Source organism: Marinobacter sp. 2_MG-2023, assembly GCF_030546935.1.
GTDB lineage: Bacteria > Pseudomonadota > Gammaproteobacteria > Pseudomonadales > Oleiphilaceae > Marinobacter.
In genome coordinates this window covers 99,264-119,121 of the sequence record NZ_JAUOPH010000007.1, presented here as the reverse complement: position 1 = coordinate 119,121, position 19,858 = coordinate 99,264, and the positions used below count along the sequence as shown (strand labels likewise).

Genomic DNA, 19,858 nt, shown 5'->3' with positions numbered 1-19,858 from the left:
ATTATCGGGATGGCCCCGGCTATGAAACCCTGAATTTACTCAGGCGCATACACCACTTCAACGTCGTAATCGTCATCGTCAAAGTCATCGTCACCTTCCTCACGGGCCGCACGACGAGCCAGCTTTTCTTCCTCAATACCAATGCGGGCCTCTTCGTCCATGCGCCTGCGCCTAGCAGCTTCCTGCTCGGCAATCTCGGGATTTTCAGCCTCTTCCTCTGCACGTTCTTCGATCCAGCGCATAACCGCTTGCGTCAACGGCTTGGTGCCTTCACCGCTCAGTGCAGAGATACGGAAAACCGGACCCTGCCAATCGAGCTCATCAATGATAGCCTGGCAATGAGCCTCACGGTCCTCCTCCGGAACCATATCCACCTTGTTCAGCACCAGCCAGCGATCGCGGCCAGCCAGAGTTTCACTGAATTTTTCGAGTTCATGGGCAATCGTTGTCACAGCTTCAGCCGGCGAGGAACCATCGAACGGCGCCACGTCCACCAGGTGCAGCAGCAAACGGGTGCGCACAAGATGCTTGAGAAAGCGAATACCCAGGCCCGCGCCTTCTGCAGCACCCTCAATCAGCCCGGGTATGTCCGCGATAACAAAACTCTGGTGCGCCTGCACACTGACCACACCCAAATTCGGCACCAGTGTCGTAAAGGGGTAGTCAGCCACTTTAGGTGTCGCAGCTGACACAGAACGAATAAAGGTGGACTTGCCGGCGTTGGGAAAACCCAGAAGACCGACATCCGCCAGAACTTTCAGTTCCAGGCGCAGGTTCCGGAGCTCACCCTCAGAGCCTTTGGACGTTTGGCGCGGTGCACGGTTTATCGACGATTTGAATCGGGTATTCCCAAGGCCATGAAACCCACCCTGGGCCACCTTCAGGCGCTGACCAACGCGGGTAAGATCGCCAAGCACTTCGTGGGTGTCCACATCAACCACTGTGGTACCGACCGGCACCGGCAGCACCAGATCCTCGCCTTTGGTTCCGGTGCAGTTGCGCCCAGAACCCTGCTCTCCGCCCGGGGCCTTGTGTTTACGCTGGAACTGGTAATCGACCAGTGTATTGAGCGAGTCGCTCGCCTCGAGATACACGGAGCCACCATCACCGCCATCACCCCCATCAGGGCCACCCCTGGGAACGTATTTTTCACGCCGAAAGCTGAGGCAGCCATGCCCGCCGTTACCGGCCTCAACGATGATTGTGGCTTCGTCTACGAATTTCATGAATCAACCCTTTGCGCGTAGCGCATAAACTAAAAAGCCCCGCAGCCTCAAGGAAGCTTTGCGGGGCTCCGGGTGGCTCTGACTTCTAACTGTGACAGCAGAATATCAGGACTACCCAAGGTTCGACAGAACCGGATCGCCGCTGCTTAGGCAGCAGCCGGAACGATACTTACGAACTTGCGGTTCTGCGGACCTTTCACTTCGAACTTGACCTGGCCGTCTGCTTTCGCGAACAACGTGTGGTCTTTGCCCAGGCCAACATTTACGCCTGCGTGGAAACGAGTTCCGCGCTGACGAACGATAATGCTGCCTGCAGATACTGATTCGCCGCCGTAGCGCTTCACACCAAGTCGTTTCGACTCGGAATCGCGACCGTTACGGGTACTACCTGCTGCTTTTTTATGAGCCATGACAAGCCTCCTGATTAAGGGGTTTTTTCCGAGAGCTTAGCCCTGGATACCCGTGATCTTTACTTCAGTAAACCACTGACGGTGGCCCTGACGCTTCATCGAGTGCTTCCGACGACGGAACTTGATGATCTGAATCTTGTCGTGACGACCGTGGCTGACTACTTCCGCAGTCACTTTGGCACCATCAACAACCGGCGCGCCAACTTTAAAGTTGTCGCCATCCGCAATCAGCAGAACGCGGTCAAACTCGACGTTACCGCCTGTTTCCACTTCCAGCTTTTCCAGCTTCAGAGTTTCGCCTTCTTTTACACGGTGCTGTTTACCACCGCTAACAATAACTGCGTACATTAATATTCTCCGCGATTGACCCATCCCTGCTCTTATCCACCTGGTTCTAAGGGAAGCGCTCTGGCGACCCTATAGCAGGGAGCGCAGGTTGGGATGAGTTGGGCGCGTGATTGTACGAAAAGGCGCTTCGCAATACAAGCCAAGTTGACACTAACCGCGGCAAAACCTAGCATTGCCGCAACCTGCCTGTATTATCAGTACACTAGACAACTACATAATCAAGACACCAGCAAGGGATCCACAAGCCGCATGACAGCCCAGCGCATTTACGACACCGTGGCGGACGACTTCAGCCGCGTTAATGACCTGATCATCCAGCGACTTTCCTCCGATGTCCCTCTGGTAGAAAAAATAGCCCAGTACATTATTGAAAGCGGCGGTAAGCGCCTGAGACCTCTACTGGTTTTACTTTCCAGCCGCGCCGCAGGTTACTGTAAAGACGAACACCTCAAACTGGCTGTGGTGATCGAATTCCTACATACAGCCACCCTGCTCCATGATGATGTTGTAGATACATCGGATATGCGCCGGGGCCGGAGCACAGCTAATGCAAACTGGGGGAACGCGCCCAGCGTGCTGGTAGGTGATTTCCTCTACGCCCGCGCATTCGAGATGATGGTCGAGCTGAAGAGCCTTCCTATTATGGAGGTTCTGTCGCACGCCACGGCCGTGATAGCTCAGGGCGAGGTCATGCAGCTGATGAATGTAAAGAACCCGGATCTCACCGAAGATCAGTACATGACCGTGATACATAACAAAACGGCCATGCTGTTCGAAGCGGCGTCCCACTCCGGCGCCTTGCTAGCGAACGCCAACGACACTCAGGAACAAGCACTGAAAGATTATGGCAAACACCTGGGATTGGCCTTCCAGCTGGTGGATGATGTTCTCGATTATCGTGGCGATGCCGACACCATGGGTAAAAACGTTGGCGACGATTTGGCCGAAGGCAAAACCACACTGCCTCTGATCCACGCTATGACTCACAGCAGCGAGGGAGACCGTCAGTTCATTCGCCAGGCCATCCGCAAAGGTGGGCTCGACGACTTGCCACGGATTCTGAAACTTGTTGAAGCCTCTGGTGCGTTGGAATACACCATGGAACGAGCCATAGCCGAAGCAACCAAAGCTTCTGACACTCTGGCCACCCTCCCTGACTCACCCCACAAAGACGCGCTGAAACTATTGACCCAGGTCGCTGTAGCGAGAGTCAGCTAAGCCTGTTCCGACCGTGGGGAGCTGTGAAATCCAGGAGCGGCCCCAATGGCACGACCTGAGTCGGATTGATGGTGCGCTGGCTCACGTAATAGTGGCGCTTGATCTGATCAATATCCACGGTGTCGGCTACACCAGGCACCTGATACAACTCCCTCAGATAACCTGAAAGCGCCGGAAAATCGCAGATACGCTGTCGATTGCACTTGAAGTGGCTGTAGTAAACCGCATCAAACCGTATCAGTGTTGTGAAAAGCCGCCAGTCTGCTTCTGTGATACGACTTCCCGTCAGATAGCGCTGGCCGGAAAGTTTGGCTTCCAGCCAGTCCAGAGAATCAAACAACTCAGCGTAGGCTTCTTCATACTGCTCCTGAACTGTGGCAAAACCCGCCTTGTAAACGCCGTTATTCACTGTGTTGTAAACCCGCTCATTTACCGCCTCAATTTCTACTCGAAGAGCATCGGGGTAAAGGTCCAGATCGGTGTTCACTCCCTCCAGATTATCAAACGCGGAGTTGAACATACGGATAATATCCGCCGATTCATTGCTGGCAATAGTCTGCTGATACTTATCCCACAGAACCGGAACCGTCACCCGACCGGAATACGCCGGTGCGGCTCTGGTATAGATCTGATGCATAAAACGGAAGTCGTAAAGATCGTCCCTGTGCGTGTCCTCTCCGGGCCGGAACTCCCAGCCATTCTCCACCATATCCGGATGAACAACAGACACTGACACATGGGCCTCAAGTCCCTTCAGCTTCCGAAAAATCAAGGTGCGATGGGCCCAGGGACAAGCCAGAGAGACATATAAATGATAACGACCTGACTCCGCCTTGAAACCACCCTCGCCCGCTGTCCCCCGGGAGCCATCTGCAGTCACCCAGTTGCGGAACCGAGCGGCTTCGCGCTCGAACTTACCACCGGTCTTGTCGGTGTCATACCACTGGTCGTGCCATTTACCATCTACGAGAAGACCCATAACTGACTCCAATAAATATACTAATAGTCGAAGAAGAATAGCGGCCACCCTGCTACCCTCTCAAGCACGCAATTCTGGCCAACAACCTCAGATAATTCGAACATGCAAACAGCCATCACGATAGACGCCTTAAAAGTCCTCGACGCCATCGATCGCAATGGCAGCTTCGCCGGTGCCGCCAATGAGCTGTTCCGGGTGCCATCGGCAATCAGCTATACCGTGCAGAAACTTGAGGAAGACCTTAACGTTGCGCTGTTCGACCGGAGCGGTCACCGGGCGGCACTCACCCCGGCTGGGCTCTACCTGTTGAAAGAGGGACGGACGCTGCTTGATGCTGCCGCCAACCTCGCACATTCAACCAGGCAAGTTGCCCAGGGTTGGGAAACCCGACTGCGTATCGGGTTCAACTCGCTACTGCCTGCAGAATGTCTGTTCCCGGCTATAAAAGAGTTCTGCGCCCTGGGCATCCCGGTTGACGTTCAGATTACTGAAGAGGTTTTTGCAGGCGCCTGGGATGCACTTCAAGGCCGCAGGGCTGATCTTATTGTTGGTGCCGACGACATCAGTAAGCCCACCGGAAACTTCACCAGCCATATGCTTGGCAGAATGAGCTTTGTTTTTGCGGTTGCACCTGACCACCCGCTGGCACAGGCACCAGAACCGCTGAGTGAAGACGATATTTGCCGCTTTCCCGCCGCGGTCGCGGCTGACACCTCCCGTTCTCTACCCGCCGGCCACGCAGGAATTTTTCACCGACAACGCACGCTGACCGGCGCAAACATCGACCATAAAATCGCCATACAGAAAGCAGGCCTGGGTGTCGGCTGGCTGCCAAAGCCTCGAGTGAAAGGGCTTCTTGCCTCAGGCCAACTTATCGAAAAGCAGGTGTGCGAACCAAGGCAGGCTGTCGCGTTGCAGGCAGCAAGGCATGCGGACGACAAAGGCAAAGCATTGATGTGGTTCTGGCAACGACTCACCAGCGATTCAGCGCTTACAGAATGGCTCGATGCTTAAGGCCTCGAGGCGAGTCGGGCGGAATAATGCCTCCGGCGCAGAGTGCTTACAGGCAAATGAGTCAACCGAGGCTAGATCACATTCATCTATACTACGAAAAACCCGGAAAATGAACGGAGCCCATTGATGTGGCAGCTATCCGAACTGGACGCGTCCTTCCTGTATCTCGAATCCGCGAATGCGCCAATGCATATCGGCAGCATTTACCTGTTCGACGCCAGCGAAAGGGACGCACCTCTGGCCTTCAGTACCTTTATTTCGCATCTGCGCAGCCGCCTTCATGTCGTGCCTGTTTTCCGCCAACGCCTGAAAGAGATACCTCTGCGTCTGGGGCGACCCTACTGGATTGATGATCCTGAATTCAGCATCGAACGGCATCTGGCCTATGTAAGCCTCGGCGTAAACAGCCGTGAGTCAAACCTGATGACTCTTGCGTCGAAAATCCTCGAAGAGCCCCTAAAACGGGACCGCCCGCTGTGGCATATAACCTTCGTGGATGGCTTTCAGTTGGGCGAAAAGAATGCTGAAGAAAGCAGCAAAAAAGGTCGGGAGGGGTTTGCGCTTATTGTCAAACTGCATCACGCAGCCATCGACGCCTTCAGTGGCGAAGAAATTATCGGCAAGCTTCTCGAGTATACTCCGCAACCGCAGCCCATCAATGCGCCACGTCCCTGGAAGGCGCGCCCAAAGCCGTCCGAGGAGAGGGTGATAATCCAGGCCGGAGCCAATATCCTGCGCACGCCCTGGCGATTTGCCTCTCTGGCAGCGGGAGCTGCGGAGACAACTGCCCGAGGGCTGATCCAGAAACAACTGCTGAAGATTCCTCTTCCATTCCCCCTATTTTCAGCACCTCACAGTCCGTTTAACCGGAAAATCACCCCGAATCGGCAGATCGTACCCGCTAAAGTTGAGTTGTCCCGCCTCAAAGCGATCAAGGCGGCACTGGGTGATGTCACGCTTAACGATGTGGTGCTTGGACTTTGTGCAGAAACACTGAAGCGATACCTTGGAACGCAAGACGCAGATACACGCCAGTCTCTGATTGCCATGACGCCCATCTCAGTGCGCTCAAGCACTCTGAGCAGAACCACCGGAAACCAGATGTCAGCCATGCTGCTGGACCTCGCCACCAACGAGCCCGACCCGGCACGGCGCATAAGGAAAATTCACTGGAACGCCGTATCTTCGGAACCCTATCGTGACGCGATTGCTGCAGACCGGCTCACAGAGCTTTTACCATCAAATATGCTGGCGCTGTCTGCCAGACTATATTCAGAACTGCAGATTGCCCAACGCTATCGGCCTGTTTTCAATTTGGCGATTACCAACGTGCCCGGCCCTAAGGTACCCCTTTATTTGCAGGGTGCGAAGCTGACTCAGCAGTATAATACGGCACCATTGTTCGACAGCATGGGGCTGGTGGTGGTTGCCATGAGTTATCAAGGCAGCCTGACACTCAACTTTACTGTTTGCCCCGATGTCGTGCCCCAGGGCAATTCACTCCGGAAGCATGTCTGTGACAGCCTTGAGGCCATAGAGAAAGCGGCCAGCGAGCTTGACCCTGAGGAATTACATACTCCGCTAACCGAGACCCGGAGCCAGACACTGGCAGACAACGCAATGGGTTTATTGGAAGGCGCACTGAAGCGGCTCACGGGCCGCTTCAGGCGATAACAGCTAGCAAAGGGCCAGACGCTTACTCAAACGCCCAACGCAAAAACGTTTTCTTCTCTTCGTCAGTAGCAGTTGCCCAGATGGCTTTCAGGCGCTCCAACGACGTCATACCATCCTCTGACAGAGTTCCGCCCGCTGCGGCCGTGCTTCCTGACAGAGGGGTCCGACCAACCGAAGTGCTTTCCGCAGGCGACCAGTCTGAAGACTGTACCCGTGTCTGACCATCGCTCCCCACGATCGCCGCAGAGAACTCCGGCATGACCTGTTCGGCTTGTTGACGGGACTCTGGCTTGTCAAATTCGAATCTATAGGTCTCGTTAGGGCTAGCTTCAAATCGCGCGACCTGGGGCTTGCTTTTAATCACATGAACTTTGGATTCACCGTTATCCACTACTCCAGACTTGGCCCAGATAGTTTTATAAGTGAACACCACCTCGTTCTCACCTGGAAGTAGCGCATAATCCAGGGCCAGGTCATCCATCAGATAGTTAGTCATGCTCCGCCCGTTGACTCGGCTGACCTGAATAGCACCTGGCGCTTTCAGCGTAGCCGCATTCACTGCAGTCGCCGGATCCCCCTCCCAAGTCTCGAGCTTGGTAACTGCAGAGGAGCAGCCAACCAACGCTGAAAGAAGCAAAGCGGGGAACAACACCCGAACCAACTGCAACCATCGGGCGGGATAACGCAACTCAGAACGACTAACACGCAAAACGCGACTGATACTCATTTTTTCTCCTTAGGGGCACAGGTTAGGAACCGACGGGCGAAGGCTGTGGTCAGTTATCCTGTATTCTGAACACAGCCAATGTTGAGGGCAACCGGATACGCAAAAGAAAACAACGCTCGGTCACGGTTTAACTAGCTAACACATAATTGTTAAAAAATGTTGAATTCCCCTGAATCTGTATTAATTTTAAACAAACGCCTATCCATTACACGCTGCCCGCAAGGCAGATATTTGGCGCTTGCACAGGAGTCGGCCATGAATACTCAGGTCAGATCAGGAGAAGAGGGCAGCATCCCCTTTCGTAGTAGCAGGTTTTTCTGCGTCGGGAACAAGTGGTATTTCACAACCCGTGAGGGTTTTGACAGTGGCCCCTTTGCCTCGAGGGATCGAGCGGAAACCGGGCTACAGCGCTTCCTGCACGTGGTCAGGCTATTGCCGGAAGAGCAGCAGGTGCACTAAAGGCTCTTCAACGCTCCAGATATAATTAAGCAGCCCAGGCTTCTTTTAAAGAATGTAAGGCGCCAGCCAGGCATCAATCGCGACCAGGCACAGGAGCGCCATGCCACCTGCAACCACGTCGTCCACCATGATCCCCAGCCCGCCGGGCAACCGCTCATCCAGCCAGTTTATGGGCCAAGGTTTGAGAACATCGAAAAACCTGAAAATCAGAAACGCCAGCAATACACCATAAATCTGATCGGGAAAGAGCCCGAGGGCAATCCACATCCCAACGAACTCGTCCCATACAATCCCACCGTGGTCGTGAACTTTCAGGTCAGCGGCTGTTTTTCCGCACAACCAGATACCCACCAGGAAGGCCAGGACAACCACAAGCCAATAGGCGAGAGGTGGCAACCACGCAAAGCCATACCATAGAGGAATGGCAGCCAGGCTACCCCAGGTTCCGGGAGCGCGGGACGCGGCACCACTACCAAACCCGAAGGCCAAAAGGTGTACGGGGTTTTTCAGAAAACCCGGAGGCAGAATAGCCTGGGGCAAATCCGGCTCTGGCCACTGATCTTCCTGACTCATGATTCTCTCCTGAAATGGTCAAAACCTACTGTCTCAGACCCCGACCCTACATCAGCACCATCCAGGCGCAAACCCTGCATAGACTCTATCACACCAATAACAGTAAGCTGTTGCTTCAGTGACAATGGCGCGCTGGCCCAGCTTGCCTCAGGAATGGTGACACAGAGCTCGTAGTCATCTCCGGAGTGCAGCGCATAATCGCAGGCTGCGGAGCCGGTCAACCGCTTGAGTGAAGGCGACACCGGCACACGGGAACGCTCAATACTCGCACCGACAGAGGAGGCCTCAAGAATATGGCCCAGATCGGCCAACAAGCCGTCTGATACATCAATGGCAGCCGTCGCGAAATCTCTAAGGGCTATGCCCAGTTTCAACCTCGGCTCAGGATGGTGATAACGCTCAATCACATAAGCTTCGTCGGCGGAAGGGCTCAGGACGTCAAGGTACTGCAGGGCGGCACCAGCATCACCCAAGCTACCGGACACCACGACCAGATCACCCGGCCCGGCACCAGATCGACGGATGGCGGTTCCTTGAGGAACCAGGCCATGTACCTGTACGCTCAAAGCCAGAGGCCCACGGGTTGTATCACCGCCCGCAAGCACCAACCCGAACGCTTTAGCAGCCTCTCCAAGCCCGAAAGCAAAGCCACGCAGCCAGCTCTCATCAACCTCCGGCAAGGTCAGGGCAAGCGTGAAGCAGGTTGGGTCCGCTCCCATAGCCGCAAGATCGCTGGCAGCAGCTGCAAGCGCCCTCCAACCAAGAAAATCCGGACGATAGTTGAGGGGAAAGTGCACACTTTCAACAAGGGTATCTATGGAAAAAACCAGGTCAGAACCGGCGGGAATTCTCTGGATGGCACAGTCGTCGCCCGGCCCCACAAGGACTGATTGGGAGCCGGGCGAGCAGGCTAACGGCACGAAATACCGCCGAATCAGCTCAAATTCGCCCATCGGTCAACGCGAACGTGTCTCGGCGAGGCGCAAACGCCGGCCCAGCTTGTCCAGCACACTGTTAACGAACTTGTGCCCTTCTGTACCACCGAATCGCTTCGCTAGCTCAATGCCTTCGTTAATCACAACTTTGTAAGGCACATCCAGCCGGTGACGCAGCTCATAAGCACCAACTCGAACAATCGCCAACTCCACCGGATCCACCTCAAGCAGCGGGCGATCAAGAAACGGCTCAATCAGCTTATCAAGTTCTTCCTGCTCGCGATGGACACCGCGCAGAACATCCCGGAAGTACAGGGTATCGACCTTTGCCATGTCGTTATCGACCATGAACTCAGCTTCGATATCCGAGATCGGGCTCTTGGTAAAGTGACGTTGATAAAGCCCCTGCATTGCCAGAACCCGAGCGCGGCGGCGATCGCCAGCTTTTGGCTGACCGGACGGCGCCGGGCGGGATGTCGTATCTTCAGTATCGCTCATTACTCACCCAGCTTGTTGAACAGGCTGACCATTTCCAGCGCCGTAATAGCTGCTTCTGCGCCTTTGTTGCCGGCCTTGGTGCCGGAGCGCTCGATAGCCTGCTCGATAGAATCAACGGTCAGCACACCAAAGGTCACCGGCACGTCTGTTTCCAGACTTACCGCGCCAAGGCCGCTTGAGGCTTCTCCTGCCACATATTCGAAATGCGGCGTTCCACCACGGATAACCGCGCCCAAAGCAATAATGGCATCGTAGTCGCCCGCTTCTGCCACGCGCTTCACCGCCAGCGGCATTTCATATGCACCAGGGACACGCACAATGGTGATATCACTGTCAGCAATACCGTGGCGGCGCAGGGTATCAACGGCACCATCTACCAGGCTTTCCACAACAAAACCGTTAAAACGACCAACCACCAACGCATAACGACCACTGCACTGGGTAAAATCACCTTCAATTACTTTAATATCTGCCATCGATGGCTCCTTCTCGGGCTGCAGCCACAGTGCTGCAGCCAGGTTTATCAGTCTGGGGTGTAGGGAATGTACTCAACCACTTCCAGATCAAATCCGGAAATAGCCGAGTATTTCACCGGCGGACTAAGCAAACGCATTTTGCTCACGCCCAGATCCCGCAGAATCTGGGAGCCTGTCCCTACGGTGAAATAAACACCAGAGCTACCCTTACCGGCAGGCCCCTGCCCCTGATCAAAGAACTCCTGAATACGGTCTTCCAGATTGTAGCTATCTTCCGCACTGTTCAGCAGAACCACAACCCCACTACCTTCAACTGCAACTTTTTCAAGCGCGTGGTGTAACGGCCAGCTTCGGGAATCCTTGCGACGGGCTCCAAGCAGGTCCCGAAGTGTATCTGTGATGTGAACACGTACGTGCACCGGCTCATCCACCGGGAGCTCACCATACACCATTGCCAGATGCGTAGAGCCCTGAATGACATCCCGATAAGTGCGAAGTTTGAACACACCATATTCGGTATCGATCTGATTCTCTTCGACGCATTCCACGGTACGCTCATGCGTGGTGCGGTAATGGATAAGGTCAGCAATTGTTCCAATTTTAAGATTGTGCTCTGCGGCAAAACGTTCAAGGTCTTCCCGCCGTGCCATGGAACCGTCATCGTTCATGATTTCACAAATTACACCGGCAGGTTCGCAACCGGCCAAAGCAGCCAGATCGCAGGATGCTTCTGTATGGCCTGCACGGCTCAGCACTCCGCCGGGGTCCGACATCAACGGGAAAATGTGCCCAGGCTGAACGAGGTCTGACGCCCTTGCATTTCGGGCCACTGCAGCCTGCACCGTGCGAGCGCGGTCTGCGGCCGAAATGCCCGTCGTCACACCTGTGGCTGCCTCAATGGAAAGCGTAAACTTGGTTCCAAACCCCGAGGCGTTCTGCTGCACCATTAACGGGAGACCCAGCTGCTCACACCTGTCCCGGGTCATAGGCATGCAGATAAGGCCGCGGCCAAAGCGAGCCATGAAGTTGATGGCTTCGGCAGAACAATGCTCGGCCGCCATCACCAGGTCACCTTCGTTCTCCCGGTCTTCATCATCCATCAGGATCACCATATTGCCCTGGCGAATGTCCTCAATGATTTCTTCAACACTGTTCAGTGCCATACTGTTTTGCACCCTTTCAATGCACCCGCTGCAGCTTCAGGCCGCCATACCGGGACGCACTGTGAATTTAGACATTTAACGGCGAACCAGAATCAGACGCTGGTCATCCCCTACCTGTCGCCGGTCTTGTACGATCCACTCGATCTTGTCAGCCATAGTTTCCAGAGGCAGATGCGCCGTCGGCCGACCAGTACTTCCCAGAAATACCGGAGCCTGGTAAAGCCAGAGTTCATCCACAAGCTTTTCACTGATGAATGTGCCTGCCAGAGTAGGCCCGGCTTCCACCAACAGTTCATTAATACCCAGTTTACCCAGCGAATCCAAAAGCTCGGCAACATCTATACCATTGTCTTTCCAGGCCACGCCCTTCAGACGGATCCCCAAGGCGGCAAGATCCTGTGCGGGCGCTGTTGCAAGCGTGGACGAGGCACAAAACACCTGAACCTTTCCCCCACGCAGAATTGTCGCAGACGGAGGCGTTCTGGCGTCCCTGTCGGCAATCACACGCAACGGCTGACGGGAAGGCTCGGTTGCATCGCCTATATCCCCAAGTTCTTCTCGCCGGACTGTCAATGAGGGGTCATCTGCAAGTACGGTTCCTACACCGGTAAGAATCGCATCACTGATGGCCCTGAGCCGCTGAACGTCGCGGCGGGCCTCATCACCGGTAATCCACTGGCTCTCACCCGAGGCCATAGCGGTGCGCCCATCCAGACTGGACGCCATCTTGAGCCTGACCCAGGGCCGGCCTGTATTCATGCGCTTCATGAAGCCGGGATTCAGTCGTGCAGCCTCCTCCGCCAAGAGCCCTTCGTAGACCCGGATACCGGCTTCACGAAGCATATCAAGGCCCCTTCCGGAGACCGACGGGTTGGGGTCTTTAGTGGCCGCGAATACGCGGGACACGCCTGCATCAATCAACGCCCGCGCGCATGGCGGTGTTCGGCCAAAATGGCTGCAGGGTTCGAGCGTGACATAGGCTGTGGCACCACGTGCAGACGGACCAGCCTGGCTGAGCGCGCGGATTTCAGCATGGGCCTCTCCGGCCCGTTCATGCCAGCTTTCGCCCAGGATCTTATCACCACGGGCCACCACACAACCCACTCGCGGGTTGGGATGAGTCGAATAGCGGCCCCGCCATGCAAGCTGTATAGCCCGAGCCATCATGGACCGGTCCCGGAATGCGGTCATTTTTTTCCTTCAGGGGCGTGGTTATCTGCCAATACTTTCGCAACATCAACCGGCGTTTCGCCATTGCTGGCAGAAAGCCGCTCAATTTCTTCCTTGAATTCGTTGATATCCTGAAAACTGCGATATACAGAAGCAAACCGGACATAGGCAACTTTGTCGAGCTGACGTAGCTCGGTCATCACCTCTTCACCCAACTGCATAGACTTGACCTCACGCTCGCCTGTCGCCCGCAGGCGATACTTGATGCGATTAAGTGCTGCGTCGATTTGCTCAATACTGACTGGGCGTTTCTCCAGTGCCTTCATGATCCCTGACCGCAGCTTCTCTTCATCAAAGGGCTGACGGATACCGTCCTGCTTAACCACTCTGGGCATCACCAGCTCGGCCGACTCAAACGTAGTAAAGCGCTCCCGGCAGGAAAGACATTCTCTACGGCGGCGCACCTGATCGCCCTCCGCCACCAGGCGTGAGTCAATAACCTTGGTATCTGCTTCACCACAGAAAGGACAATGCATGTCAGGAACTCCGGAGAGGGAGCCGGGCAGCGAGGTGAGTGCACCCCGTGCCCGGCAGATCTTGCAAAATGCTTAGCCGTAAACCGGGAAGCGCGCGCACAGGGCTTCAACCTGCTCGCGAACACGGTTACTCACAGCTTCGTCGTCCAGGTTATCAAGAATATCGCAAATCCACCCTGCCAGCTCGCGGCTCTCTACTTCTCCAAACCCACGGGTGGTGATTGCGGGTGTGCCGAGGCGCAGGCCAGAGGTCACAAACGGAGAGCGTGGATCGTTAGGAACCGCGTTTTTGTTCACTGTGATGTGCGCGCGACCCAAGGCGGCATCTGCATCCTTACCGGTAATATCCTGCTTGATCAGGCTCACCAGAAACAGATGGTTCTTCGTGCCACCGGAAACAACGTCGTAACCACGATCAACAAATACGTTAGCCATGGCAGACGCGTTCTTGACCACCTGCTGCTGATAAGCCTTGAACTCGTCACTCATGGCCTCTTTGAAACAGATCGCCTTGGCAGCAATCACGTGCATCAGAGGGCCACCCTGGCCGCCAGGGAAGACGGCAGAGTTCAGTTTCTTGTGCAGGGCTTCGTCGTCACAGGCCAGAATCAGGCCGCCACGCGGGCCGCGCAGTGTTTTGTGCGTGGTGGTAGTGACCACGTGCGCATGGGGCATAGGGTCGGGGTATACACCAGCAGCAACCAGGCCCGCCACGTGCGCCATGTCTACAAACAGATAGGCACCAACTTTATCCGCGATGGAACGGAAGCGGGCAAAATCAAGCTCTTGAGAATAGGCGGAGAAACCCGCAATAATCATTTTCGGCTTGTGCTCAACCGCCAGAGCTTCCAACTCATCATAATCGATCAGCCCTGTATCGGTGTTGATGCCGTACTGAACAGCATTATAGATCTTGCCGGAAAAGTTCACCCCTGCACCGTGGGTCAAGTGACCACCATGAGCCAGACTCATCCCCAGAACCGTATCGCCAGGCTTCACCAGCGCCATGAAAACAGCGGAGTTAGCCTGTGAGCCGGAGTGGGGCTGAACGTTGGCATAAGCTGCGCCGAACAGCTCTTTGGCGCGATCAATGGCCAGTTGCTCCGCGATGTCGACGAACTCGCACCCACCGTAGTAACGCTTACCGGGATAACCCTCAGCATATTTGTTCGTGAGATCACTACCCTGAGCTTCCATGACCCGCGGGCTGGTGTAGTTCTCGGATGCAATCAGCTCAATATGAGCCTCCTGACGCTTGCTTTCCGCCTGCATGGCGTTCCAGAGTTCGTCGTCAAAACCGGCGATCTTCATATCACGATTAAACATCGGTGCGCTGCCCCTGTGTGCTTGGCTGGCCCGGAGAGTCTTGGAAATAGCCCCCGGAATCCCTGAAAATTTGGGCCGCTATTCTAGCCCATTAACGGGTTAAAAATCACCTTTTATGAGGTTCGCAGATACCGTCATACCCATATTGTACGTTTTCCTGAAATTGCTATAGCTCCCGGGTTTCGATACCTTACAAACCCTGTCACATCTCGCCTTCAAAGAGGGGAATGCCTTTATGGCCCAGTACGTATACAGCATGAACCGCGTAGGCAAAGTGGTTCCGCCCAAACGCGAAATTCTCAAAGATATTTCCCTGAGCTTCTTCCCGGGCGCCAAAATTGGCGTACTGGGCCTGAACGGTTCAGGTAAATCCACCCTTTTACGCATTATGGCGGGCGTGGATCAGGATTACATCGGCGAAGCCCGGCCACAGCCCGGCATCAATGTAGGCTACCTGCCCCAGGAACCGGAACTGGACGACAGCAAAACCGTTAAAGAAGTTGTTGATGAAGCCGTGGTCGAGGTTCACAACGCTCTTGCAGAGCTCGATCAGGTTTACGCAGCCTACGCAGAGCCGGATGCGGATTTCGATGCACTGGCGAAAAAACAGGGGCAACTGGAAGCTCTGATACAGGCGACCGATGGCCACGACATCGAGCGTAAAATGGAAGTTGCCGCCGATGCGCTGCGCCTCCCAGCCTGGGATCAACCCGTAAAGAACCTGTCAGGGGGTGAGCGCCGACGGGTAGCCTTGTGTCGCCTGCTGCTGTCGGGGCCGGACATGCTGTTACTGGACGAACCGACAAACCACCTGGACGCCGAATCCGTTGCCTGGCTGGAGCGCTTTCTGCACGATTACGAAGGCACCGTGGTCGCTATAACTCACGACCGCTACTTCCTCGACAACGTGGCAGGCTGGATTCTCGAACTTGACCGCGGCCAGGGCATTCCGTTCGAAGGCAACTACAGCCAATGGCTGGAGAATAAAGAACAGCGCCTGGGCACCGAAGCCAAACAGGAAGCCTCACGCCAAAAAGCCATCAAGCAAGAGCTGGAGTGGGTTCGCAGCAACGCCAAAGGCCGCCAATCCAAGAGCAAAGCCCGCCTTGCCCGCTTTGAGGAAATGAGCTCACAGGATTTCCAGAAGCGTAACGAGACCAACGAGATCTATATCCCGCCCGGGCCGCGCCTGGGTGACAAGGTCATCGAAGTGGAAGGTATCAGCAAAGCTTTTGGCGACCGCCTGCTCTATGAAGATGTTTCCTTTGTTGTACCCCCTGGCGCTATCGTCGGCATCATCGGCGGTAACGGCGCTGGCAAATCTACGTTGTTCCGCATGATCGCCGGCCACGACCAACCTAATTCGGGCACCATCACCGTGGGTGAAACGGTCAAGTTGGCCTACGTAGACCAGAGCCGCGACCTGGACGGGTCGAAAACCGTCTGGGAACTACTCAGCGACGGCCAGGACATTATTAAAGTAGGCAACTACGAAACCCCATCAAGAGCCTATGCCGGCCGCTTTAACTTCAAAGGCTCAGATCAGCAGAAGCGCGTTGGCGACCTTTCTGGCGGCGAACGCAACCGCCTCCATCTGGCAGCGTTGCTGAAGGAAGGCGGCAACCTATTGCTGCTGGACGAACCTACCAACGATCTGGACGTTGAGACTCTGCGCGCTCTGGAGGAGGCCCTGCTGAACTTCCCCGGCGCAGCCATGGTTATCTCGCACGACCGCTGGTTCCTTGACCGCGTAGCTACGCACATTCTTGCGTTTGAGGATGACGGTGAAGTGGTGTACTTCGAGGGTAACTTCGCCGAATACGACGAAGACCACAAAAAGCGTAAAGGTGATTCCGCCATGGTGCCCCAGCGCATGAAATACAAGAAGCTGGCCTGATGGCAAAAGCCAAAACCGCTTATGTCTGCACCGAGTGCGGTGCAGACTACTCCAAATGGCAGGGCCAGTGCACGGCCTGCCAGGCCTGGAACACCATCAGCGAAGTTCGTGGGGTAGCCAGCAATGCCAAAGGCGCCCGCGGTGTTCGCTTCGAGGGTTTTGCCGGTAGCCTCGCTGCCGTTCAGAGCCTGGACGATGTAAGCCTCGCCGAGCAGGAACGTATCAGTACCGGCATGCAGGAATTTGACCGGGTTCTTGGTGGCGGACTTGTGGAAGGCTCGGCTGTACTAATGGGCGGTCACCCGGGCGCCGGCAAGAGCACCCTGCTGCTTCAAGCTGTATGTCATCTGGCCGCTAGCGTTCCAGCGCTTTACGTTACCGGTGAGGAGTCGCTGCAGCAGGTAGCCATGCGGGCCAAACGCCTGGGCCTGCCCACCAAAGACCTGAAAATGCTGTCAGAAACCAGCGTTGAGCGGGTTATGCAGGTGGCAGAGGCTGAAAAACCACGGACTCTGGTGGTGGACAGTATTCAAGTAATGCACGTGGCAGACATTGAATCTGCGCCAGGTTCGGTTTCCCAGGTACGCGAAAGCGCAGCGTTTCTGACTCGGTTTGCCAAGCAAACGGGTACCATTCTGTTTCTGGTGGGGCATGTAACCAAGGACGGCAGCCTCGCGGGCCCCAAAGTACTGGAACACATGATTGACTGCTCTATTCTACTTGAAGGCTCCAGTGATAGCCGTTACCGCACCCTGAGGGGCATCAAGAATCGCTTTGGCGCGGTCAATGAGTTGGGCGTATTCGCCATGCTGGAGCAAGGCCTGAAGGAAGTGAAAAACCCCAGCGCAATTTTCCTCAACCGTGGCGAAGAAGCGGCTCCTGGCAGCGTTGTCATGGTGGTCTGGGAAGGCACTCGCCCCATGCTGGTGGAAATTCAGGCGCTGGTGGATATGGCCCAGGGCGGGTACCCGAGGCGGGTAGCAGTGGGCCTGGATCAGAACCGATTGGCAATGCTACTCGCGGTATTGCACCGCCATGGCGGACTGCATGTATCGGACCAGGACGTATTTGTGAATGTGGTGGGCGGTGTGAAGGTTAATGAAACGAGCGCTGACTTGGCCCTACTGGCAGCGATTGTGTCTTCATTCCGTGATCGCGCTTTGCCCCAGGATCTGGTGATTTTCGGAGAAGTCGGCTTGTCGGGGGAAATTCGGCCGGTGCCCAGTGGCCAGGAAAGGATTAACGAAGCAGCGAAGCATGGTTTTACCCGTGCCCTGGTTCCGAAAGCCAATGCGCCACGCAAGGCTGTTGCAGGGATGAAGGTGATTCCTGTGACCAAGCTTAGTGAGGCGATTACCGCTCTGGAGGAGCTTTAACGCTGGCTAATCGATCAGGTGAGCAAACTCACGCTCAAGAAGAACCTGATCGCCGAGATTCAACTCTACCAGGCGCTTAAGATGCGCAGCACTTTCCAGATCGATGTACTGGCATTTAAAGCCGAGCTTGTGCGCTTCAACATGTTTCAACTCAACCGCCATAACGATGCCAGCCTGCTGACTATCAAGGTGCACAATCACCTCACAAGGTTGACTCAACGGCACGTCCCACCCCTCGGGGCGTTTGACCAGGACACCTTTCAGGGAAATATCCAGCACCTCAGTTGTCCACACACTATCAAGCGCATGCAGATCGCATGGAGCGTCGAAGCTTATGCGATGGAACTTCCGTTTTTCTGAGGCTTTGGCGGGCAAGGGACGACTCCTTTTTTGTTGATATCACCTGATATGACTATAGACCGAGGGGAGATACCGATCCAGACGTGTTTCGTGTAAAGAATTAAAGACAGGGGCGGGGTTAAGGCGGTGCATTTTTATTGCGCGGTTCAGATCATGCCTAAGCTTAATATAGGCCGTCATGCGGGCCCTTCCAAAAGTGTCGGAGGCCAAGGACGGCCGGAGACAAGCGCACATGGGCAAGGCCGAGCGCTTATGAAGCGAAGCTTCATGCGACAGCCGAGCGCCAGCAATCTGTGATTGCTGGCCGGACCCCGGAGGGGTGCTCGTAGCGGTTTTTGGACTCGGTTACTCAACCCCCGCCCCCAGCGCTCATAGGCCAGGAAACGAGGGAAAGCAGGGACTAGCGGTGGTACTCGGGGCTCAACTCAACAACAGCCTCGATGAACGCCTTGGCATGCTCAGGATCCACATCCGGAGTGATGCCATGACCAAGGTTGAATATGTGGCCCGGGCCTGATCCGTAGCGACGCAGGATGTCACCGACTTCCTGGCGAATCCGTTCGGGTGGCGCATAGAGCATGGTGGGGTCCATATTGCCTTGCAAAGCCACTCGGTCACCCACACGCGCACGGGCATTGCCGATATCTGTGGTCCAGTCCAGACCAACAGCATCAGCACCAGAGTCTGCGATCGACTCAAGCCACTGACCGCCATTTTTCGTGAAGAGGATTACCGGAACACGGCGACCGTCGTTCTCACGAATCAGGTTATCAACGATCTTTTTCATATAGCGCAGTGAAAACTCTTCATAAGCCCAGCTACTCAGCACACCGCCCCAGGTATCAAAAATCTGAACAGCTTGAGCGCCGGCTTTGATCTGGCCGTTGAGATAATCAATAACCGCGTCTGCAAGGTGATCCAGCAAACGATGCATGACCTCGGGCTGACCATACATAAGCTTCTTTGCTTCACGGAAGTCTTTGGATGAGCCGCCTTCAACCATGTAGGTTGCAAGTGTCCAGGGACTGCCAGAGAAGCCGATCAGCGGAACACGACCATTGAGTGCGCCCCGGATGGTGGAGACAGCATTCATTACGTAGTCGAGATCTGTTTCTGCCTTGATGTTCGGCAGTGCATCAACATCCGCCTTGGAGCGAATGGTATGTTTGAACTTGGGGCCTTCACCGGTTTCGAAGTACAGCCCGAGACCAAGAGCATCCGGAATGGTGAGTATGTCGGAGAACAGAATCGCAGCATCCAGCGGAAAGCGCTCAAGAGGCTGAAGGGTTACCTCACAAGCCAGGGGCGTATTCTTGCACAAGCTGAGGAAGTCACCTGCTTTCTCCCGGGTGGCACGATACTCGGGCAGGTAACGGCCGGCCTGGCGCATCATCCATACCGGGGTACGATCAACAGGCTGGCGCATCAGCGCGCGCAGAAAGCGGTCATTCTTCAGCTCGGTCATAAGGATTCCAGCATTGTCTCTTTCAGAT

General features: G+C 55.4%; 21 protein-coding genes. 6 read left to right on the top strand and 15 right to left on the bottom strand.

The window, feature by feature from the left end; genetic code table 11:
* Positions 1-35: 35 nt before the first annotated feature.
* From cgtA to rplU, 3 genes are all read right to left on the bottom strand, one after another.
* Positions 36-1,226 carry an Obg family GTPase CgtA gene (cgtA, locus tag Q4501_RS17390; RefSeq protein WP_303597526.1) on the bottom strand — a complete coding sequence of 397 codons (1,191 nt, stop codon included), beginning with the start codon at positions 1,224-1,226 and terminating at the stop codon, positions 36-38.
* 146 nt (positions 1,227-1,372) lie between these two features.
* Positions 1,373-1,636 carry a 50S ribosomal protein L27 gene (rpmA, locus tag Q4501_RS17385; protein ID WP_144780029.1) on the bottom strand — a complete coding sequence of 88 codons (264 nt, stop codon included), beginning with the start codon at positions 1,634-1,636 and terminating at the stop codon, positions 1,373-1,375.
* A 36-nt stretch (positions 1,637-1,672) separates the two neighbouring features.
* Positions 1,673-1,984, bottom strand: a complete 312-nt coding sequence (gene rplU, locus Q4501_RS17380; protein WP_072799598.1) for a 50S ribosomal protein L21 — start codon at positions 1,982-1,984, stop codon at positions 1,673-1,675.
* A 249-nt stretch (positions 1,985-2,233) separates the two neighbouring features.
* On the opposite strand from rplU, the gene ispB reads away from it, so the two are divergent.
* A complete protein-coding gene (gene ispB, locus Q4501_RS17375) occupies positions 2,234-3,202 on the top strand; it encodes an octaprenyl diphosphate synthase (protein WP_303597525.1) in 969 nt (322 codons plus the stop codon).
* Here ispB and Q4501_RS17370 read toward each other — a convergent pair.
* Positions 3,195-4,181 carry a glutathione S-transferase family protein gene (locus Q4501_RS17370; protein WP_303597524.1) on the bottom strand — a complete coding sequence of 329 codons (987 nt, stop codon included), beginning with the start codon at positions 4,179-4,181 and terminating at the stop codon, positions 3,195-3,197. The genes ispB and Q4501_RS17370 overlap by 8 nt on opposite strands.
* A gap of 102 nt (positions 4,182-4,283) precedes the next feature.
* Between Q4501_RS17370 and Q4501_RS17365 the strand changes: the two genes are divergently transcribed.
* Both Q4501_RS17365 and Q4501_RS17360 read left to right on the top strand, forming a co-directional pair.
* Complete coding sequence (locus Q4501_RS17365; protein ID WP_303597523.1) at positions 4,284-5,195, top strand: LysR substrate-binding domain-containing protein; 912 nt, start codon at positions 4,284-4,286, stop codon at positions 5,193-5,195.
* Positions 5,196-5,321: 126 nt separating this feature from the next.
* On the top strand, positions 5,322-6,869 hold the full coding sequence (locus tag Q4501_RS17360; protein WP_303597522.1) for a wax ester/triacylglycerol synthase family O-acyltransferase: 1,548 nt from the start codon (positions 5,322-5,324) through the stop codon (positions 6,867-6,869).
* 22 nt (positions 6,870-6,891) lie between these two features.
* Here the strand turns inward: Q4501_RS17360 and Q4501_RS17355 are convergent, their stop codons facing one another.
* The gene (locus Q4501_RS17355; RefSeq protein WP_303597521.1) at positions 6,892-7,596 is read right to left on the bottom strand and encodes a DUF2057 family protein; all 705 of its coding nucleotides are present in this window, start codon (positions 7,594-7,596) and stop codon (positions 6,892-6,894) included.
* A gap of 255 nt (positions 7,597-7,851) precedes the next feature.
* On the opposite strand from Q4501_RS17355, the gene Q4501_RS17350 reads away from it, so the two are divergent.
* On the top strand, positions 7,852-8,055 hold the full coding sequence (locus Q4501_RS17350; protein ID WP_303597520.1) for a DUF6316 family protein: 204 nt from the start codon (positions 7,852-7,854) through the stop codon (positions 8,053-8,055).
* Positions 8,056-8,100: 45 nt separating this feature from the next.
* Here Q4501_RS17350 and Q4501_RS17345 read toward each other — a convergent pair whose 3' ends face one another.
* The 8 genes from Q4501_RS17345 to glyA all read right to left on the bottom strand — a co-directional run bounded on the left by Q4501_RS17345 (position 8,101) and on the right by glyA (position 14,732).
* On the bottom strand, positions 8,101-8,628 hold the full coding sequence (locus Q4501_RS17345; RefSeq protein ID WP_303597519.1) for a phosphatidylglycerophosphatase A: 528 nt from the start codon (positions 8,626-8,628) through the stop codon (positions 8,101-8,103).
* Complete coding sequence (gene thiL, locus Q4501_RS17340; protein ID WP_303597518.1) at positions 8,625-9,581, bottom strand: thiamine-phosphate kinase; 957 nt, start codon at positions 9,579-9,581, stop codon at positions 8,625-8,627. Before thiL ends, Q4501_RS17345 begins: the two co-directional genes overlap by 4 nt.
* A gap of 3 nt (positions 9,582-9,584) precedes the next feature.
* Positions 9,585-10,061: a transcription antitermination factor NusB gene (gene nusB / locus Q4501_RS17335; protein WP_303597517.1), complete on the bottom strand. Its 477-nt coding sequence runs from the start codon at positions 10,059-10,061 to the stop codon at positions 9,585-9,587.
* Positions 10,061-10,537, bottom strand: coding sequence for a 6,7-dimethyl-8-ribityllumazine synthase (gene ribE / locus Q4501_RS17330; RefSeq protein ID WP_303597516.1), 477 nt, complete (start codon positions 10,535-10,537; stop codon positions 10,061-10,063). The genes nusB and ribE overlap by 1 nt, the downstream gene beginning before the upstream one ends.
* A gap of 47 nt (positions 10,538-10,584) precedes the next feature.
* Complete coding sequence (gene ribBA / locus Q4501_RS17325) at positions 10,585-11,700, bottom strand: bifunctional 3,4-dihydroxy-2-butanone-4-phosphate synthase/GTP cyclohydrolase II (protein ID WP_303597515.1); 1,116 nt, start codon at positions 11,698-11,700, stop codon at positions 10,585-10,587.
* A 75-nt stretch (positions 11,701-11,775) separates the two neighbouring features.
* Positions 11,776-12,891: a bifunctional diaminohydroxyphosphoribosylaminopyrimidine deaminase/5-amino-6-(5-phosphoribosylamino)uracil reductase RibD gene (gene ribD, locus Q4501_RS17320; RefSeq protein ID WP_303597514.1), complete on the bottom strand. Its 1,116-nt coding sequence runs from the start codon at positions 12,889-12,891 to the stop codon at positions 11,776-11,778.
* Positions 12,888-13,406: a transcriptional regulator NrdR gene (nrdR, locus tag Q4501_RS17315; protein WP_303597513.1), complete on the bottom strand. Its 519-nt coding sequence runs from the start codon at positions 13,404-13,406 to the stop codon at positions 12,888-12,890. The genes ribD and nrdR overlap by 4 nt, the downstream gene beginning before the upstream one ends.
* A gap of 72 nt (positions 13,407-13,478) precedes the next feature.
* Complete coding sequence (gene glyA, locus Q4501_RS17310; protein ID WP_303597512.1) at positions 13,479-14,732, bottom strand: serine hydroxymethyltransferase; 1,254 nt, start codon at positions 14,730-14,732, stop codon at positions 13,479-13,481.
* A 235-nt stretch (positions 14,733-14,967) separates the two neighbouring features.
* Between glyA and ettA the strand changes: the two genes are divergently transcribed.
* Positions 14,968-16,629, top strand: a complete 1,662-nt coding sequence (gene ettA, locus Q4501_RS17305; protein ID WP_303597511.1) for an energy-dependent translational throttle protein EttA — start codon at positions 14,968-14,970, stop codon at positions 16,627-16,629.
* A complete protein-coding gene (gene radA, locus Q4501_RS17300) occupies positions 16,629-18,005 on the top strand; it encodes a DNA repair protein RadA (protein ID WP_303597510.1) in 1,377 nt (458 codons plus the stop codon). Before ettA ends, radA begins: the two co-directional genes overlap by 1 nt.
* Before the next feature lie 6 nt (positions 18,006-18,011).
* Here radA and Q4501_RS17295 read toward each other — a convergent pair whose 3' ends face one another.
* Together Q4501_RS17295 and hemE are read right to left on the bottom strand one after the other, a co-directional pair.
* Positions 18,012-18,380: a PilZ domain-containing protein gene (locus Q4501_RS17295; RefSeq protein WP_303597509.1), complete on the bottom strand. Its 369-nt coding sequence runs from the start codon at positions 18,378-18,380 to the stop codon at positions 18,012-18,014.
* A 385-nt stretch (positions 18,381-18,765) separates the two neighbouring features.
* Positions 18,766-19,830 (bottom strand): uroporphyrinogen decarboxylase, encoded by a 1,065-nt coding sequence (hemE, locus tag Q4501_RS17290; RefSeq protein ID WP_303597508.1) that lies wholly within the window; start codon positions 19,828-19,830, stop codon positions 18,766-18,768.
* Positions 19,831-19,858 lie beyond the last annotated feature (28 nt).

Excerpts from the sequence above, each read along its gene's own strand:
- nrdR (WP_303597513.1), bottom strand. The coding sequence starts at position 13,406 with ATGCATTGTCCTTTCTGTGGTGAAGCAGATACCAAGGTTATTGACTCA.
- Q4501_RS17360 (WP_303597522.1), top strand. The coding sequence starts at position 5,322 with ATGTGGCAGCTATCCGAACTGGACGCGTCCTTCCTGTATCTCGAATCC.
- radA (WP_303597510.1), top strand. The coding sequence starts at position 16,629 with ATGGCAAAAGCCAAAACCGCTTATGTCTGCACCGAGTGCGGTGCAGAC.
- Q4501_RS17370 (WP_303597524.1), bottom strand. The coding sequence starts at position 4,181 with ATGGGTCTTCTCGTAGATGGTAAATGGCACGACCAGTGGTATGACACC.
- ribE (WP_303597516.1), bottom strand. The coding sequence starts at position 10,537 with ATGGCAGATATTAAAGTAATTGAAGGTGATTTTACCCAGTGCAGTGGT.
- Q4501_RS17350 (WP_303597520.1), top strand. The coding sequence starts at position 7,852 with ATGAATACTCAGGTCAGATCAGGAGAAGAGGGCAGCATCCCCTTTCGT.
- ribBA (WP_303597515.1), bottom strand. The coding sequence starts at position 11,700 with ATGGCACTGAACAGTGTTGAAGAAATCATTGAGGACATTCGCCAGGGC.
- hemE (WP_303597508.1), bottom strand. The coding sequence starts at position 19,830 with ATGACCGAGCTGAAGAATGACCGCTTTCTGCGCGCGCTGATGCGCCAG.
- Q4501_RS17345 (WP_303597519.1), bottom strand. The coding sequence starts at position 8,628 with ATGAGTCAGGAAGATCAGTGGCCAGAGCCGGATTTGCCCCAGGCTATT.
- Q4501_RS17355 (WP_303597521.1), bottom strand. The coding sequence starts at position 7,596 with ATGAGTATCAGTCGCGTTTTGCGTGTTAGTCGTTCTGAGTTGCGTTAT.
- ispB (WP_303597525.1), top strand. The coding sequence starts at position 2,234 with ATGACAGCCCAGCGCATTTACGACACCGTGGCGGACGACTTCAGCCGC.
- rpmA (WP_144780029.1), bottom strand. The coding sequence starts at position 1,636 with ATGGCTCATAAAAAAGCAGCAGGTAGTACCCGTAACGGTCGCGATTCC.
- cgtA (WP_303597526.1), bottom strand. The coding sequence starts at position 1,226 with ATGAAATTCGTAGACGAAGCCACAATCATCGTTGAGGCCGGTAACGGC.
- nusB (WP_303597517.1), bottom strand. The coding sequence starts at position 10,061 with ATGAGCGATACTGAAGATACGACATCCCGCCCGGCGCCGTCCGGTCAG.
- Q4501_RS17365 (WP_303597523.1), top strand. The coding sequence starts at position 4,284 with ATGCAAACAGCCATCACGATAGACGCCTTAAAAGTCCTCGACGCCATC.
- ettA (WP_303597511.1), top strand. The coding sequence starts at position 14,968 with ATGGCCCAGTACGTATACAGCATGAACCGCGTAGGCAAAGTGGTTCCG.
- thiL (WP_303597518.1), bottom strand. The coding sequence starts at position 9,581 with ATGGGCGAATTTGAGCTGATTCGGCGGTATTTCGTGCCGTTAGCCTGC.
- glyA (WP_303597512.1), bottom strand. The coding sequence starts at position 14,732 with ATGTTTAATCGTGATATGAAGATCGCCGGTTTTGACGACGAACTCTGG.
- rplU (WP_072799598.1), bottom strand. The coding sequence starts at position 1,984 with ATGTACGCAGTTATTGTTAGCGGTGGTAAACAGCACCGTGTAAAAGAA.
- ribD (WP_303597514.1), bottom strand. The coding sequence starts at position 12,891 with ATGACCGCATTCCGGGACCGGTCCATGATGGCTCGGGCTATACAGCTT.